At 32.2% G+C, this 15,957-nt stretch carries 11 protein-coding genes and 1 tRNA gene; 3 read left to right on the top strand and 9 right to left on the bottom strand.

The features are described 5' to 3' along the window. Window positions 1–6 precede the first annotated feature (6 nt). Both rlmN and rdgB read right to left on the bottom strand, forming a co-directional pair. A complete protein-coding gene (gene rlmN / locus LI_RS03725) occupies window positions 7–1,083 on the bottom strand; it encodes a dual-specificity RNA methyltransferase RlmN (protein WP_011526763.1) in 1,077 nt (358 codons plus the stop codon). 65 nt (window positions 1,084–1,148) lie between these two features. Beyond that, entirely contained in the window at window positions 1,149–1,829 is a 681-nt protein-coding gene (gene rdgB / locus LI_RS03720; protein WP_223604149.1) for an RdgB/HAM1 family non-canonical purine NTP pyrophosphatase, read from the bottom strand. Between the two features lie 102 nt (window positions 1,830–1,931). On the opposite strand from rdgB, the gene rimO reads away from it, so the two are divergent. After that, window positions 1,932–3,254: a 30S ribosomal protein S12 methylthiotransferase RimO gene (gene rimO / locus LI_RS03715; protein ID WP_011526761.1), complete on the top strand. Its 1,323-nt coding sequence runs from the start codon at window positions 1,932–1,934 to the stop codon at window positions 3,252–3,254. A gap of 58 nt (window positions 3,255–3,312) precedes the next feature. On the opposite strand, the gene LI_RS03710 is transcribed toward rimO, so the two are convergent. From LI_RS03710 to hflK, 3 genes are read right to left on the bottom strand one after another with little or no spacing between them, the layout of a single operon-like run. Continuing rightward, the gene (locus LI_RS03710) at window positions 3,313–4,011 is read right to left on the bottom strand and encodes a helix-turn-helix domain-containing protein (protein ID WP_041817046.1); all 699 of its coding nucleotides are present in this window, start codon (window positions 4,009–4,011) and stop codon (window positions 3,313–3,315) included. A 28-nt stretch (window positions 4,012–4,039) separates the two neighbouring features. Then, the gene (gene hflC, locus LI_RS03705; RefSeq protein ID WP_011526759.1) at window positions 4,040–4,891 is read right to left on the bottom strand and encodes a protease modulator HflC; all 852 of its coding nucleotides are present in this window, start codon (window positions 4,889–4,891) and stop codon (window positions 4,040–4,042) included. Next, entirely contained in the window at window positions 4,892–6,031 is a 1,140-nt protein-coding gene (gene hflK / locus LI_RS03700) for an FtsH protease activity modulator HflK (RefSeq protein ID WP_015353763.1), read from the bottom strand. 281 nt (window positions 6,032–6,312) lie between these two features. Between hflK and LI_RS03695 the strand changes: the two genes are divergently transcribed. Continuing rightward, on the top strand, window positions 6,313–7,677 hold the full coding sequence (locus LI_RS03695; RefSeq protein ID WP_011526757.1) for a phosphomannomutase/phosphoglucomutase: 1,365 nt from the start codon (window positions 6,313–6,315) through the stop codon (window positions 7,675–7,677). A 25-nt stretch (window positions 7,678–7,702) separates the two neighbouring features. On the opposite strand, the gene thiL is transcribed toward LI_RS03695, so the two are convergent. From thiL to ahcY, 4 genes are all read right to left on the bottom strand, one after another. Further along, window positions 7,703–8,725, bottom strand: a complete 1,023-nt coding sequence (gene thiL / locus LI_RS03690; protein WP_011526756.1) for a thiamine-phosphate kinase — start codon at window positions 8,723–8,725, stop codon at window positions 7,703–7,705. A gap of 15 nt (window positions 8,726–8,740) precedes the next feature. Beyond that, window positions 8,741–10,876, bottom strand: coding sequence for an ATP-dependent helicase (locus LI_RS03685; RefSeq protein WP_011526755.1), 2,136 nt, complete (start codon window positions 10,874–10,876; stop codon window positions 8,741–8,743). Between the two features lie 30 nt (window positions 10,877–10,906). After that, entirely contained in the window at window positions 10,907–11,815 is a 909-nt protein-coding gene (locus LI_RS03680; RefSeq protein ID WP_011526754.1) for a phosphoglycerate dehydrogenase, read from the bottom strand. 283 nt (window positions 11,816–12,098) lie between these two features. After that, on the bottom strand, window positions 12,099–13,532 hold the full coding sequence (gene ahcY / locus LI_RS03675) for an adenosylhomocysteinase (RefSeq protein WP_011526753.1): 1,434 nt from the start codon (window positions 13,530–13,532) through the stop codon (window positions 12,099–12,101). 255 nt (window positions 13,533–13,787) lie between these two features. Here ahcY and LI_RS03670 point away from each other — a divergent pair. Then, window positions 13,788–13,864 (top strand) — tRNA-Pro (locus LI_RS03670). Window positions 13,865–15,957 lie beyond the last annotated feature (2,093 nt).

Here is a 15,957-nt window from a genome sequence, read left to right as displayed (position 1 = left end):
TTATATTTAATAAATAGTGCTAGAAGACTGAGAGAGATAAGTTGTTTTTAGTTGACCGCAAGCTGCATTAATGTCTTGTCCTTTACTTTTACGGAGGATCGTAACAATTCCCTTAGACCATAATACTTTTTGAAATTTGAGAATGTTTTCTTCTGTTGGCTTTAAGTAAGGCTGTCCTTGCGCAGGATTATAAGGAATAAGGTTGAGTTTTCCTTTTATATCAGTAATAAGTTTAGCAAGTTCTTTTGCATGTTCAGGAGAGTCATTAATTCCTCCTAATAGTAAATATTCAAATGTAATTTTTTCTCTTTTTTTTAGGGAATAATTTTTTAGTGTGTCTATAAGTTCTTTAAGATCCCATTTTGCAGCCTTAGGCATTATTGTACTCCGTAGCTCTTGATTAGAGGCATGGAGAGATAGTGCTAAGAAGGCTAAGCCATTTTCACTTAAGGCTTGGATTCCTTTTTTTATGCCACAGGTAGAAACAGTAATTCGTCTAGCAGAGAAGTTTAGTCCTTTTTCTGAATGTAAGATATGTAAAGCACGTGTAAGTTCAGTTAGGTTGAGTAGTGGTTCTCCCATGCCCATAAAAACAATGTTACGGATAATAGGTTTATCTGGCTTATTATCGTTTAAGTGTAGTTTTGCTAAAAGTACTTGGCTTACAATTTCTCCTGCTGTCAGGTTTCGAATAAATCCCATTGTAGCTGTACTGCAAAAAGTACACCCCATAGAACATCCAACCTGAGATGATAAGCATTGTGTTATTCTTATATTTCCTGCTTTATCTATGCTAGGTATTAGGACAGTTTCTATTAAAGCTCCATCAGAAAGACGAAGTAGAAATTTTTTAGTACCATCAGATGACTGTTGTATTGTAACTATTTCAGGCAAATTAATTTTTATTAAGGCAGTAAGAGAAGCTCGAATTTTTTGGGGTAAATTGGTCATTGACTCAATATCTGTTATTTGTTTTTGCCAAACCCACTGCCATATTTGCATAGCTCTATATGTTTTTTCTTGAAGCGTAGTTACAATAAGTGATTCAAATTCAGGATAAGTAATATTTAGTAAATTAATCATGATAACTAGACCAAAACTTTGTTTATTTTATAAAAAAATGAAAGTAGAATAGTAGAATACAACTATTATATCTCATTATATAATGTTGGCCATAATTCTAAAAGTTTCTTTAATGCTTTTGTTCTATGGCTATATTGTTTTTTTTCTTTAAGAGGGAGTTCTCCAAATGTTTTTCCTAAGTTAGTATCAAAAAAAATAGGATCATAACCAAAGCCGTTATTTCCTTTTGATGTTAATGAGATTAAACCTTTTGTTATTCCTTTTGCAGTGATATACTTTCCATTTGTATTATAGGCAACTATTGTTGTGCATAGTTTTGCTGTTCGTTGTGTTAAGGGAACGTTTGTAAGTATGGAAAGAAGTTTTGATATGTTATGTTGATCTATTGTTAAATTATGTATATTTGGTATATCTTCTGCGTATCTTGAGGAATATATACCTGGGGCACCGTTTAATATATCAACTTCAAGTCCAGAGTCATCAGCAATAGCTATGAGTCCTGTATATTGTGATACTACCTTAGCTTTAATTAATGCATTTTCTTCAAAAGTTTTGCCTGTTTCTTCTATTTCTGGAATTTCAGGAAAATCTTCAAGACAAAGTATATGTAACTTAAAATTACATAACATATCTTTTAATTCTTGAATTTTCCCTGTATTTCGTGTGGCAAGTATTACTGTAGGGATAGCATTGTTTTTTTCTGTAGTTTTTATATCAGGTGCTTGAAGGTTGAAGGATGAATCCATTGAAATTCCTTTTATGTCGTTAGCAAGGTATATTAGGTAATTTTTATCGCCATACAGTGACCTTAACATTGTAATGGGTCAAGTTTTTATTGAGGTTATTTTATGAATAGTCACTCTCCATCATTACGTTGTCATGCTATAAGCCTTGGTTGTCCAAAAAATAGGGTAGATACCGAAAGATTATTGGGTTCATTAGGTATTCCTTTAACTTTTATAGATTATCCTAATAATGCCGATTTTGTTTTTATCAATACATGTAGTTTTATACACACAGCTGTTCAAGAGTCTGTAAATACTATTTTACAACTTGTTGCTGATGTTGAAGAGTTATCTGAAAAACCTTTTATTATAGTTGCTGGATGTTTTGTTGGACGTTATGGTGAAAAAATTTTGAAGAAAGATATTCCTGAAGTAGATTTATGGCTTGATAATAAAGAGATAGAAAGTTGGAACGAACAAATTTTGTTAGCATTAAATATAAAGTCTACATTTTTAGTCACTGATCGTATAATAACTACAGGCAAATCTTATGCATGGCTTAAAATAAGTGATGGCTGTCAACACTCATGTTCTTTTTGTACAATTCCTTCTATACGTGGTTCGTTACACTCATATTCAATAGATGAACTTGTTAAAGAAAGTCGTCATATTCTTGATCAAGGAGTAAAAGAGCTAGTACTTGTTGCTCAGGATGTAACAGCATGGGGGAGAGATCTTCCTAATAACTATGGTTTAAAAACTCTATTGGATCACTTATTAGTTTTAGATGGATTAAAGCGATTACGACTTATGTATCTATATCCTACAGGATTAACAAAGGATTTTTTACTTTATTTGAAATCGGTAGGTGAACCTTTTGTTCCATATTTTGATGTTCCAATACAACACGCACATCCAGATATTCTTTCCTGTATGGGAAGACCATTTGCAAAAAATCCAAGAAAAGTTATAGATAATATTCGATCTGTGTTTCCTGAAGCTGTCCTTCGAACATCAGTTATTACAGGTTTCCCTGGAGAGACAGAGGGACATCATGTATATTTAAGCAAATTTATAGAGGAAATTAAATTTCAGCATTTAGGTATTTTTTCATATGTAGCTGAAGCAGGAACTCCGGCAGCTGTCATGCCAAATCAAGTTGGTGAAAAAGTAAAAGAACAACGAAAAGCAGAATTAATGGAAATTCAATTAAAAATTAGTGAAAAATGGCTTAAAAATTTTGTTGGTAAGCGGTTATCCCTTATTGTAGACAATGTTCATCCAGAGTGGCCAGAGTTGTATACAGGAAGAGCATGGTTTCAAGCTCCAGAAGTTGATGGTATGGTATATATAAGTGGACCAAATATAAAGCCTGGGGAACTCATAGAGGCCGATATTATGGAATCTCATTCATATGATTTAGTTGCCCTAGCAGATAGTTATTAGAAGTTCTGTTAGGGTAACTAAATTTTAGTTTATTAATATTATAGATTAATGTTAATATTTAAAAGGTTTGGAAAACCCAAGCAAGCCGGCCTAGTATACGTATAGGACATTCTTGAGCAGGTAAGAAGCTTTCGTGACTATCATTTTGATCTGTACATAAACAAAAACCATTTTTTTGTGTACTTAAAAAAAGACGTTTAAGAGCTATTCCTTCATATGGCATAAAAACAGCGTAAATTTCTCCAGATTGAGGATGTGTAAAGTCTGTATTAATACCTAGATAGGTATACCGACGAACTAGAGGAAGAAACGCATCTGACTCGGTTTGAAATACAAGGATATTTGCTCCTGTATATGGTTGAGGTAATGCAATTTTCCCAGTGGGCTGTAAGATAGGTAGTGAATTACTATTTTCTATGTAATTGCACCTCATAGAAAAGACAGTATGTAATACACTTTTTGAGATAGGATCACCATAATGCATAGGTGTTTCTTGTACACCTGTTAATGGAAGCTCTCTAGGAATATATCCTTGTTCTGTTCGGAGATACATAGGCCCCACTCCTTGCTTAATCCAATCCGGATTTAATCCAAACTTTTCAAAGAGTTTTATATACCATTCAGGGGGGACAGAATCTCTTCGCTTTGCATCGGATATACTAGACTGTCTAATTTCAAGTATATTTGCCAATTCAGCTTGAGTCTTTGTATTTGTGGCAAATCGAACTCGGTCATAAACTTCTTGAAAGAAAGTCATAGCGTTCTCCCGGAGAGTTTGCCTCATATTATTTTTGAATGGGGCGAAAGAATAGATCATCATTTGTGATGACCATATGAGTATTTTCTTTTAGTCCGTTCCTAAGTGCTTCAAGACCTCGTTGAAATTCATAAAATTCTGGTGATTTTTGGAATGTATCTGCATATATTTTTGTAGCAATAGCATCACCTTCACCTTGTATAATAGATGCCTTACGATTAGCTTCTGCTAAGATAATTGCTTGTTCTTTGTCTGCTTGAGAGCGAAGTTTAGTAGATTCTTCAACACCTTCTGAGCGGTATTGTTTTGCTTGTCGTTCACGTTCTGCACGCATACGGCCAAAAATAGCACGTTGATTTTCTGAAGGGAGATCTGTCCTTTTGATACGAACATCAATAACTTCAATCCCATATTCTTTCATAATATCAGAAGTGCGGCGTGTAACATCTGACATTATGTTACTACGATTTTGAGATACAACTTCAGTGAGAGTATGGCTACCGACTTGAGCTCTTAACTGTGAGTATACTACATCATCAAGACGTGCTTGAGCTCCAGGAATAGTTCTGACGGTGCGGTAAAATTCTAATGGATTAACAATACGCCATCTAGCATAATTATCAAGGACTATTGTTTTTTTATCGCTTGTAAGAGCCTCAGCTGCACGTGCATCATAATCTAATATCCTGGCATCAAAAAAAATTACCTTTTGAATAAATGGGATTTTAAAATGTAATCCTGGCCCAAAAATACGATCAACAGGATCTCCAAGTTGTAAAACAAGAGCTTTTTCTGTTTCATTTACAATGAAAATGGATTGTGAACTAATAATAAGGATAATAACTAGTACACTCACAAGAATAGAAATTTTGTGTTGCATTTACTTATTTTCCTTTATTTTATCTTTTGGTACAGAATATTCTGAGAGTCCTTTTTGGGAAAGGGGTAGAAGTGGTAAGGCTTTTCCAGCAACTTTGTTATCAAGAATAATTTTTTCTATACCAGGTTGACTTAATATCCCTTCCATTGCTTCAAGGTACATACGTTTTTTAGTAATTTCTTTTGCTTGATTATATTCTAAAAGCAAAGCTTGAAATTTTGCTGTTTCACCTTTTGCATTACGAATACGTGTTTCTTTGTATGCTTGAGCTTTATTTTCAATTTCTGTTGCTAGTCCCCTAGCTTTAGGTATAAGCTCATTTCGATATGCTTCAGCTTCATTAATAATACGACTTTTATCTTCACGAGCACTAGCAACATCTTTGAAAGAGTCACTTACTTCTTTAGGAGGATGTACGTCTTGTAGTTGAACTGCTAAAACATGTATACCAACTTTGTAACGATCAAGAATTTCTTGTAATAATTCTGTAGCCTCATTTTGAATTTGAAGTTTTCCATCAGTCAGAGCAGAGTCAATCATACTATTACCAATAACTTCTCGCATAGCAGCTTCAGCTGCACTTTTAATAACTGCTGTAGGATTAGTAACATTAAAAAGGTATTCTACAGGATTGTTAATTTGGTATTGTACACTAAATTGAACATTAACAATATTTTCGTCACCAGTTAACATAGATGCTTCTTCAGGTAGAGTTCGTGTAGCACCTTGTTGAAATGTACCACCAAGAGAGGTTGAACGAAAGCCAACTTCCACCCGTCTTACTTGGGTAACTTTTGGCTTATATACTGTTTCTATAGGGTAAGGTAGAGCATAGTGTGGGCCTGCATCAACTGTACGGTTATATTTTCCAAATTGGAGGACTACACCTTGTTCATCAGGATTTACAATATAAATCCCTGATAATAACCACAAAGAAATAAGGATAAGTATAATCCATTTTACTTTCCCACTGTTAGGTTTAAGTCTGAACTGTTTGAAAAAATTTCCAAAAAGTTGTTCAGGGTTAGGATCTGAGCCATTTGGTGGTGGTGTGTTATTACCTGAGTCTTTTGGCGTACGACCTTGTCCCCAGTTTTGCCTCTGTCGTTTTTCTTGTAGCTTTTCCCAGTCCCAATTCATAATGGATAACAATAGAACATAATATTTTTACGGTCAAGGAAGTTACTAAATTTAACTTTAATTTAGAAGTGTATATATTTTTAGTAGTATATCTATAATCTTAAATATTATAAGAGGTAATATAGTATGTATATTGATTTTAGTTTACTGGCATTATTTATGAAATAGTTGTAGAATGATTATTTAATAAGGTTTTCTACAGGATTAAGATAGAATTTTTTTATACTATGAGAAAAATAATTTTATTATATTAATTTTTGTACAATAAATAGGGAGAATTCATGGGAACAAGTAATGTTTTTCGTGCATATGATATCCGAGGTATTGTAGATGTAGATTTTGATTTGGATTGGGTAGAAAAGTTAGGTAAGGTCATTGGAACATATTTTGTAAGTCAGGGTATTTCATCGGCTGTTGTGGGTTATGACTGTCGAAAATCATCGGTGGACTATAATAATGCATTAGTGAAAGGATTGTTATCAACTGGAGTTGATGTAATTAGTATTGGGATGATTCCAACGCCAGTTTTATATTTTGCAGTTAAGTATTTGAATCGTCATGGTGGTGTTATGATTACTGCAAGTCATAATCCATCGCAATATAATGGCTTTAAGATTTGGGCAGGTGAATCTACAATTTATGGTGATGAGATTCAAAGTATACATAAATTATTTGAAGTAGGTTCGTTTGCTTCAGGGCAAGGTGTTTTATCTTTCCATGATATTATACCATCATATATGGCTGCTGTTGAAGCATGGTGTAAACTGTTACGTCCAGTTAAAGTAGTTGTTGATGGGGGCAATGGTGTTGGTGGTACTATTTGTGCAGATATTTTAAAGAGGATAGGTGCAGAGGTAACCTGTCTTTATTGTGAGCCAGATGGAAATTTTCCTCATCATCATCCTGATCCTGTGGTAGAAGAAAATATGAAAGATTTGGCTAATAAAGTGAAAGCTGAACATGCAGATTTAGGTATAGGGTTAGATGGTGATGCTGATAGATTGGGTATCATTGATTCAAATGGTCGTTTATTATTTGGGGATGAATTACTGTCTATCTATGCACGAGAACTCCTTGTACATAAGCCAGGTTCAATTGTTATTGGAGATGTGAAGTGTTCAAATAGACTTTTTGATGATATCCAGAAGCATGGTGGAAATCCTGTGATGTCAGCAACAGGTCACTCTATTATAAAAGCTAGAATGAGAGAGCTTAATGCTCCATTAGCAGGAGAAATGTCAGGACATATGTTTTTTTCAGATGGATGGTATGGTTTTGATGATGCTATTTATGGCGCAGCTCGTTTAGTAAGTTTATTTTCTGCTCAAGAAAAACCAATGTCAGAACTTCCTGGTTGGCCTCCTTCTTTTGCTACTAGAGAAATTAATATTCCTTGTAAAGATACAATTAAGTTTGCTGTAGTTGAAAAAGTAAAAAATTATTTTAAATCTCAATATGAAACAATTGAAATTGATGGTGCTAGAATTAATTTCCCTTATGGTTGGGGTTTAGTAAGAGCATCAAATACACAACCTGTATTAGTAACACGATTTGAAGCAGACACAGAAGAGCATTTAATGTCTATCCGTAAAGAAGTGGAGACACCACTTATGCAATGGATTAATGAAGCTAAGGAGAATGTATAACTACATTAAGTTATAGATATATGTTCTATAATTTGTTCGAGGGGTTAATATAATTCCCCCTAAAGTGATCAAATCCTTGCATTTGTTGTCCATTAAATAAGATAGGTTCTGAGTCTGTAACAGAACCAATAATAGTAAGATTAGATATAACCATGTTTAATTTTGCTCCAAAGTTAGGAGAGCATGTACCAATAAGACTATAGTCTTCACCTCCTATAACTGCATGTAAGTCAGGAGAGTATTCATTTTCTGTATAATGTGACTCAATGAATTGAATGATTTCATGATCAAGGGCAGGTATGGTGATATCTGCTCCTTTTCCTTTCCCTAGTAATCTAGGAATATCTTGTGCAAGACCATCAGAGTTATCTATTAATGCTAGTCTGTGAGGAGTGTTGGTTTGCTGAGACCAACTTTTTGCCATTTTTGAAAGAGCAAGACCTTCATGAATAAGAGGAAAAGGTCTTAAATGAGCCATACATGATTTTGGATATAGTTCAATAGCTTTTGTCCCCTGTTGTTCTAAAAGTTGAAGTCCAGTATGAGCAAGTCCAACTTGTCCTATTATAAAAATAATGTCCCCTGGCTGTGCTTGGGCTCTTAATAAAGGAGCATGAGTTTCCCCTAATATTGTAATACAAATAGAGAGTTCTGATGCTTGGGAGAGATCTCCTCCTAATAACGGTAAGTTAAATTGCTTAGCAAGACGGGACATTCCAGAATATATTCCTTCTAGAATATCTATAGATGTATTTAAGGGTAAAGCAAGTCCTACAGTAAAGCCTATTGGTTGTGCCCCACATGCAGCTATATCACTTAGGTTTACAGCTAATGCTTTCCAACCAATATCTTCTGGACTAAAGTAGCTATGGCGAAAGTGAATATTCTCAATAAACATATCAGTGCTAATACATAGAGGTGATGTTACAGAAAGTATGGCACAGTCATCACCTCTACCAGCTGTGATAAAATGAGATTGATCAGGAAAATATTTATTAATACACGAGAGGATATGTTCTTCTGAAACCAATGAAGAATACTGGTTCATAATATCCCTTTATTATTAATCTTCAATAGTTAGGTAGTCTTTTAAGATAACTTTAAGGCCAAATCCAGGGAAGTTTACTCTACATTTATCAGGTAATAAATATTCTATAATTTTACCTCTACCAAAAATTTTGTGTCGACAAAAACTATAAGATAACTCTTCTTTATTATATGTATTGTTAGAAGCAGGTATTTGGGAACATGTTTTGCTATCTGGTTGATTAGTAGGTATTGTAATTTTTTTATATATGTTGCCTGAATAACCTTCTTGCCACTCCTCTATTACTATACTTGGAAGTTGTTGTACAAAAGGGCTTGGGATTGCAGGTTCATTGCATCCATATTGTTTATTATAGAGTGTAGTAGGAACAGAAAGTTCAAGCTGTTTTTTGGCTCTAGTACATGCTACATACATAAGGCGTCTTTCTTCTTCAAAATCTTCAGAGCGTATAAGCGAATGTCTAGAAGGAAATCTATCTTCTACTAAGTCAAGGATAATAACAGCATCCCATTCAAGACCTTTTGCAGAATGAATAGTAGAAAGCACAATGCTTTCTTCTTCATTCAGCTCTTCTTCTGGAGTCTCTAAAGAAAGATCGGCAATAAATTGTTCAAGATCTGTATAGGCAGAAGCAATATGTATAAGTTCTTCAAGCCCTTGTTGACGGCGTGGCCAATCTTCAGGGAAATGGACTATAAGTTTTGGTTGATAATGTTCAAAGACTTTGGTTAATATTTCTGTAGGTTCTAAAGGCTGTTGTCGTATCTCATCAAGTAGAGTCATATCACTAAGAAGATCAGGGTATTTATTACAAACTTTTTGAAGCTCTAAAAAATTTCCTTGTGCTGCTATTTGGTAAATTTTTTGAGCTGTTTTGGGGCCAACTCCTTTTGAAAAGGCAGCAATACGTAAAAATGATGGCATATCTAGTGGATTAACAATAAGCCTTATAAATGCCATCATATCTTTAATATGGGCAGCTTCAGTATATTTGAGGCCGCCATATTTTCTGAATCGAATAGTATGCTTGGCAAGAGCAATTTCTAAATGGTAAGATTGATATCCTGCTCTAAATAGGATTGCAATTTCTTTGGGAGGATATATAGATAGTAATTCTTTTATTCGATTAGCAATAAGATTTGCCTGAGTAAGATCGCTTAATGATCGTATAAGGCGAACTTTTTCTCCTCCTATACGATTAGTAAATAAATGTTTATGAAAACCTTCTTGTGACTCTTTAAGTATAGCATTTGCTGTATCTAATATAGGTTGGGTAGAACGATAATTTTCTTCTAGACGTATAATTTTGGTCCCTGGGAATAGATTAGGAAATTCTAGGATATTGTTTACTGTCGCTCCTCTAAAAGCATAAATAGATTGTGCATCATCCCCGACAGCCATTGTATTATTTGTGTTTCCAGAAAGAAGCCGAACAAGACGTGCTTGGACACGATTTGTGTCTTGATATTCATCTACCATAATATATTGATAACGTTCTTGAAATAATGGAGCTAATGGAGGAATGTTTTTTGATTCATCACCTTTAAGAAGTAATTCAAACTCAAAAAGAAGATCGTCATAATCAAGTAAATTTTGTTGTTTTTTATATGTAGTATAACGTTCAACAAGAGTTGTTAATGAATCAATATGGGAGATAAGATGAGGAGAGTCTTTTTGTATAAGTTCCTTAAATGTTATTTCTTTATTTCTTGCTCTACTTAATAAAGCTGCAACTGTTTGTAGTTTGGGAAACGAACGATCACCTTTAGCAATTTTGAGTTCTTCTTTACAGTGTTGGAGAGAAGTTAGGGTGTCTTGTGCATCTATTATAGTGACTTTCCCTGTTGCCCAGGAGGGTTTATATTGACGTAGAGTAGAAAAAGCTATGCTATGGAATGTTCCACCATTAACGTCACCAAGACTATAATTAAGAAGCATTGTAGCACGATGAAGCATTTCTTGGCTAGCTTTACGAGTAAAGGTAAGAAGTAACATAGAAGATGGGGGAATACCTTGTTCAGCTAACCAGGCAAGTCTATAGATAATAGTTCGAGTTTTACCACTACCTGCTCCTGCAATAACAAGGACAGGACCATCTGGTGCAGTGACAGCTTCAAGTTGAGCACTATTAAGAGTAGAGGTATCAAACATGTTTATTTTTGTTAAGGAGCAATTATTAAATTAGGAGTTTTTTAATGTATCAATGATGTTTGTTACAGCATCTGTTTCCATAATTATTTTTGATTCTTTTGCATAAGCTCCTATGTGTGGTGTAAGAATTGTATTATTAATATTTTTTAGAAGACCATCATATGGTTCTTTCCCAAAGACATCCAGAGCAGCTCCAGCTAAATGACCTGCAGTTAAAAGTCCACATAATGCTTTTTCATCAATTAATCCTCCATGTGCTACATTAATAATATAACTTCCTGGTTGCATTAGTGAAAGTCTTCCCAAGTCAAGAATAGGGCCGGCTTTTATAGGTTTACTACAGTGAATAGTAATAATATTTGACCAATCTATAAGTTTATCAAGATCAAATTTTTGGAATGTAGTACTATATACATTTGGATCATTATAAGCAATGTCTACACCAAATGGTAATAGTCGTTCAGCTACTGCTTTTCCTACTTGTCCAAGACCTATGATACCAACACGTTTCCCATGTAAAAGATTTCCTATACGTTTATGCCATACTCCTGAACGAACTTCTTTATCTTGGTATGGTATTTGACGTATAAGAGATAGGATAAGGCCCACTGTAAATTCTGCAACAGCAATTGCATAACCTTTAGGAGGATTATAAATAATAATATTTTTTTCTTGAGCATATTCAACGTCAATATTATCAAGATGTTTCCCACAGCAAGCAATAGTTTTGAGTCTTGGGTTAGTCTCTAAAACTTTTTTGGGTAATGGTTCTGAACCAACAATGATACCAGCACAACCATCTATTATTTGTATTAGTTCTTCATCAGTGAGATGATACCCCTGTTCATTAAGGATATATTCAATTCCAGCTTGGCTAAGTAGTTCAAGTGGTTTTTTATCATATCGAGCAAAAGAAGATGATATAATTGCTACTCTCATGAGTATTTCCTTATTTATGCAATATAAAAAATAAAAACATATTGAATTAGGTAGAATGATAGGTAATTAGTAAAAATTAACTATTAAGTTAGAAACGTTAGTTAGAAGAGGTTGGGGGTATATCCATGTTAAATGCTATATGCTATTATTCAGCAAAATATATAAGTGTTAATCCATTAATTGTTTTAATTATATTTTTTATTATTGGAATATACAATATATTAAAAAATATATTTTGAATATGGTTAACTAGCATTATTAAATTTATAGTTAAATATTATTTTTAATATCTGTAATGTTCTGATTTATATGGTCCTTCAATAGGGACATCAATATAGTCAGCTTGTTCTTGTGTTAATGTTGTTAGAGTTACTCCAAGACGTTCAAGGTGTAGGCGTGCGACTTCTTCATCAAGCTTTTTAGGAAGAATATAGACTTTATTTTCTAATTTATTATGGGCTAATTCAAGTTGAGCAAGGACTTGATTTGTAAAGCTTGTAGACATAACAAAACTTGAGTGACCTGTGGCACATCCAAGATTAACAAGTCTTCCTTCAGCAAGAACAATCATTGATCGTCCATTGGGGAGGACCCATTTATCTACTTGTGGTTTAATGTTTACTTTTTTACATTCTGAATTATTTTCTAGCCAGCTCATTTCAATTTCATTATCAAAGTGCCCAATATTGCAAATAATAGCTTCATCTTTCATTTTATTCATATGGTTATGTGTAATAACATGAAGGTTGCCTGTAGCTGTTACAAAGATATCGCCTTCAGCTGCAGCTTGTTCCATTGTCATAACTTCAAAGCCTTCCATAGCAGCTTGTAATGCACAAATAGGATCAATTTCTGTAATAATTACACGAGCTCCAAAGCCGCGCATAGACTGTGCACACCCTTTCCCTACATCACCATATCCAGCAATGACAACTACTTTCCCTGCGATCATAATATCTGTAGCTCTTTTAATTCCATCTGCTAAAGATTCCCTACATCCATAAAGGTTATCAAACTTAGACTTTGTTACTGAATCGTTAACATTAATTGCAGGGAAAAGAAGTTTATTTTCTTCAGCAAGCTGGTAAAGACGATGTACCCCTGTTGTTGTTTCTTCAGAGACTCCACGAATATTTTTAGCTATTTTCGTCCAGTGAGTAGGAGAAGTATTATACATTACTTTAAGTCGATCCATAATAATTTTTATTTCTTTATCACTATGGCTTTGTTTTAATAACTCAGGATTTTTTTCGATTTCTACCCCTTTATGGATTATAAGTGTAGCATCTCCACCATCATCAATAATAAGGTCAGGGCCAGAACCATCAGGCCATGTAAGTGCCATCTCTATACACCACCAGTATTCTTCTAATGTTTCTCCTTTCCATGCAAAAACACTGGCATAATTTAGGTCTGCGATAGCAGCAGCAGCATGATCTTGTGTTGAGAAAATATTACATGAGGCCCAACGAATATTTGCACCTAAGTAATAAAGTGTTTTTATAAGTAAAGCAGTTTGGATAGTCATGTGTAAAGAACCTGTAATTTTTAGGCCTTTTAAAGGTTTTTTCTCCTTATAGCGTTGGATCAATGTCATAAGACCAGGCATTTCCCTTTCTGAAAGTTGCATTTCTTTTTTCCCGAAATCTGCTAGAGAGATATCAGCAATTTTATAGGGTAAAGAAAGATTAACTGGAATAGGGGAAGTCTGAATCATTGGAGTCCTCCAAAAGCTGCTTTATCGGTATCATTAAATAGTAAAAAAATGATAACATTAACTAATTATTAAAATAAGATAATTCTTTAACAGGTAATGTATATATAATCAATGTCGTTTATTCATAGGTTTATTTTTTAGATACAGTATGTACGCTAAGACAATCTGCTAGTTATTATTTTAATAATTATATACAAATAAGGTAAGAAAAGTCTATTGACATAATTGTCATATTAAAGGTATCTGTCAGCCCGTCGGGATGTGGCGCAGCTTGGTAGCGCACTTGAATGGGGTTCAAGGGGTCGTGAGTTCGAATCTCGCCATCCCGACCAGTATTTTAAAGGTGTTATTCATATCTTATAATTTTATCCTATAATTTTATCTGCTTTTATCCTGTTTTTATCCTGACTTTTTAATGTATAGAGTACTTATTGATAATACATTAAAATAAATTAGTTTGTTATTATGATTAGTTTGGTAAATAGTCTGGATTGTGTCTTCTATTTAATTATAAATCCAAACGTATCTTTTTAGTTAATAACTTTCAATTTTTCTAAAAAGAGCCAATCATTGTATGTCCTGTGAGCTTAAGAAGGTGTAGTGTTATGTATTGCCAGTGCTATACTTTTTTAAAAGTGAAGGTTAAGGATAAAAATATTGCTAAAACTCCTAATAACAAAAATAGGTATCAGTTAAGTTTTATTACAAAGTAGTTAAGGATATCTTTTAGCTATATGATTATGAACTATTCTAAATTAATAGATAAATTATTATATTATAGTTAGTAGTTATTTTTTATTTTCATTTGTGTTTTCAAAAGATTAATGAATTATCTCTTGTTAAGGTATTATTGTAAAATGGATGTCCTATGGAGGAGATAAACTTTTTTATTTTATGTCCTTGAGGTTCCATCTCCTAACATCATTTAAAGCAACAATTATTGATAACATATAGTTTTTTAAAGTTTTTGCTCACTAGCAGAAAGTGGAAAGATAGCAACAGGAAGGATCGATTTGTATAAATGTGGTTGTGTTATTTATGGGAGTAAACAAGGCAGTCATTAATTTGACGTTTAAAATAAGAGTTTATTTATAATAGATGTGAAATAGTTGTTAGAGATACACATGCTCGAGATGCTTTATGATTGCTGTTTGTGCTCAAGCTGAAAGGTTTATGTTCTTTCTAAGAGTTATGATATGTTTTTATAATATATTTATATATTATAATATTGCTTAAAAAGAATTAGTTTAAAGGAATTAGGTAATTTTTCATTTTAGATATAAAAAGATATTTTGTATTCATGATGAGTGACTATATTGTCCTTATAAAGAACATTTATTCGATATAATTAGCCTTGTATAAAATACAAAATGAAAATATTTTGTAAGTCAAAAAAATGATAATATCCTCTACTGTTTACTGCTGAATATAATATAAATGTATCAATAGTCAAAATATTTTGTATAATCTATGTAAAAAATAATTATATCTATATGTATATAGTACTATATAAGAAGTATTATACTATATAAAAACTGATTATACTTTTATATAGCTATGTGTTAAATAGTTATACAAATAAAAAATAGTTTTTTATAGTAAAATAATAAATTATACCTTTAACTTTATAAAAAGTATGTAAAAATAATTTTTTAGTTGACATAAAATATATTAAAATATATTTTACTTATTCCTCAGTTAGGATAAAAGTATATTTTGTTTTTATTAGTTATAATAAAAAATAAATAGGAGTTTGTTTAACCTATTGAAATAGTAGTTTAATATGGTAAAAAATTAGGATATTTTGTTACTATAGTAATTCCTTCATATCACTTGTCCCATCAAAGAAAAGAACATAGTTAATTTTTAACAGTCTTTATTTTTGCTTATTACATATCAAAATAGTGTCTAATAAAGTAGAACATATTATCTATATAAATATAGTAATATAGATTTAGATAATTTAATTTATTTATAATCTACTACATATGTATTTTTTATAGTAATATAAATACATGCAGTTAATTTTTAATTGTATGTTTTTATACGTATCTCTTTATTATTCAATAAAGTTTATAATAAAACATAAATATTTAATTTTATAAATAATGTTAATATAGATTTTAACAATTTATTTATTCATAATTTTCTATATATCTATTCAATATAGTAATGTAGCTACATACATTTATTTATAATTATATTTATTTATACTTAAATAATTATTTTTATAGATCATAAAAAATTTTTCATAATTTATATATAATTTATTATTACACGATAAATATATTATAGTGTATTTTATGGAGAAATGCATTATGTATATAAAATTTAGTAAGAATATAGATACATTTTTATTTAATGTAATTAAAATAATATATATATATATATTTTTTTACAGTTATTATAAGAGTAAAGCAAATTT

Source organism: Lawsonia intracellularis PHE/MN1-00 (assembly GCF_000055945.1).
Classification (GTDB): Bacteria; Desulfobacterota; Desulfovibrionia; order Desulfovibrionales; family Desulfovibrionaceae; genus Bilophila; species Bilophila intracellularis.
This window is presented reverse-complemented; position numbering and strand designations above follow the sequence as displayed.

Coding starts and splice junctions, on each gene's coding strand:
- rlmN (WP_011526763.1), bottom strand. CDS start 1,083: ATGATTAATTTACTAAATATTACTTATCCTGAATTTGAATCACTTATT.
- rdgB (WP_223604149.1), bottom strand. CDS start 1,829: ATGGATTCATCCTTCAACCTTCAAGCACCTGATATAAAAACTACAGAA.
- rimO (WP_011526761.1), top strand. CDS start 1,932: ATGAATAGTCACTCTCCATCATTACGTTGTCATGCTATAAGCCTTGGT.
- LI_RS03710 (WP_041817046.1), bottom strand. CDS start 4,011: ATGACTTTCTTTCAAGAAGTTTATGACCGAGTTCGATTTGCCACAAAT.
- hflC (WP_011526759.1), bottom strand. CDS start 4,891: ATGCAACACAAAATTTCTATTCTTGTGAGTGTACTAGTTATTATCCTT.
- hflK (WP_015353763.1), bottom strand. CDS start 6,031: ATGAATTGGGACTGGGAAAAGCTACAAGAAAAACGACAGAGGCAAAAC.
- LI_RS03695 (WP_011526757.1), top strand. CDS start 6,313: ATGGGAACAAGTAATGTTTTTCGTGCATATGATATCCGAGGTATTGTA.
- thiL (WP_011526756.1), bottom strand. CDS start 8,725: ATGAACCAGTATTCTTCATTGGTTTCAGAAGAACATATCCTCTCGTGT.
- LI_RS03685 (WP_011526755.1), bottom strand. CDS start 10,876: ATGTTTGATACCTCTACTCTTAATAGTGCTCAACTTGAAGCTGTCACT.
- LI_RS03680 (WP_011526754.1), bottom strand. CDS start 11,815: ATGAGAGTAGCAATTATATCATCTTCTTTTGCTCGATATGATAAAAAA.
- ahcY (WP_011526753.1), bottom strand. CDS start 13,532: ATGATTCAGACTTCCCCTATTCCAGTTAATCTTTCTTTACCCTATAAA.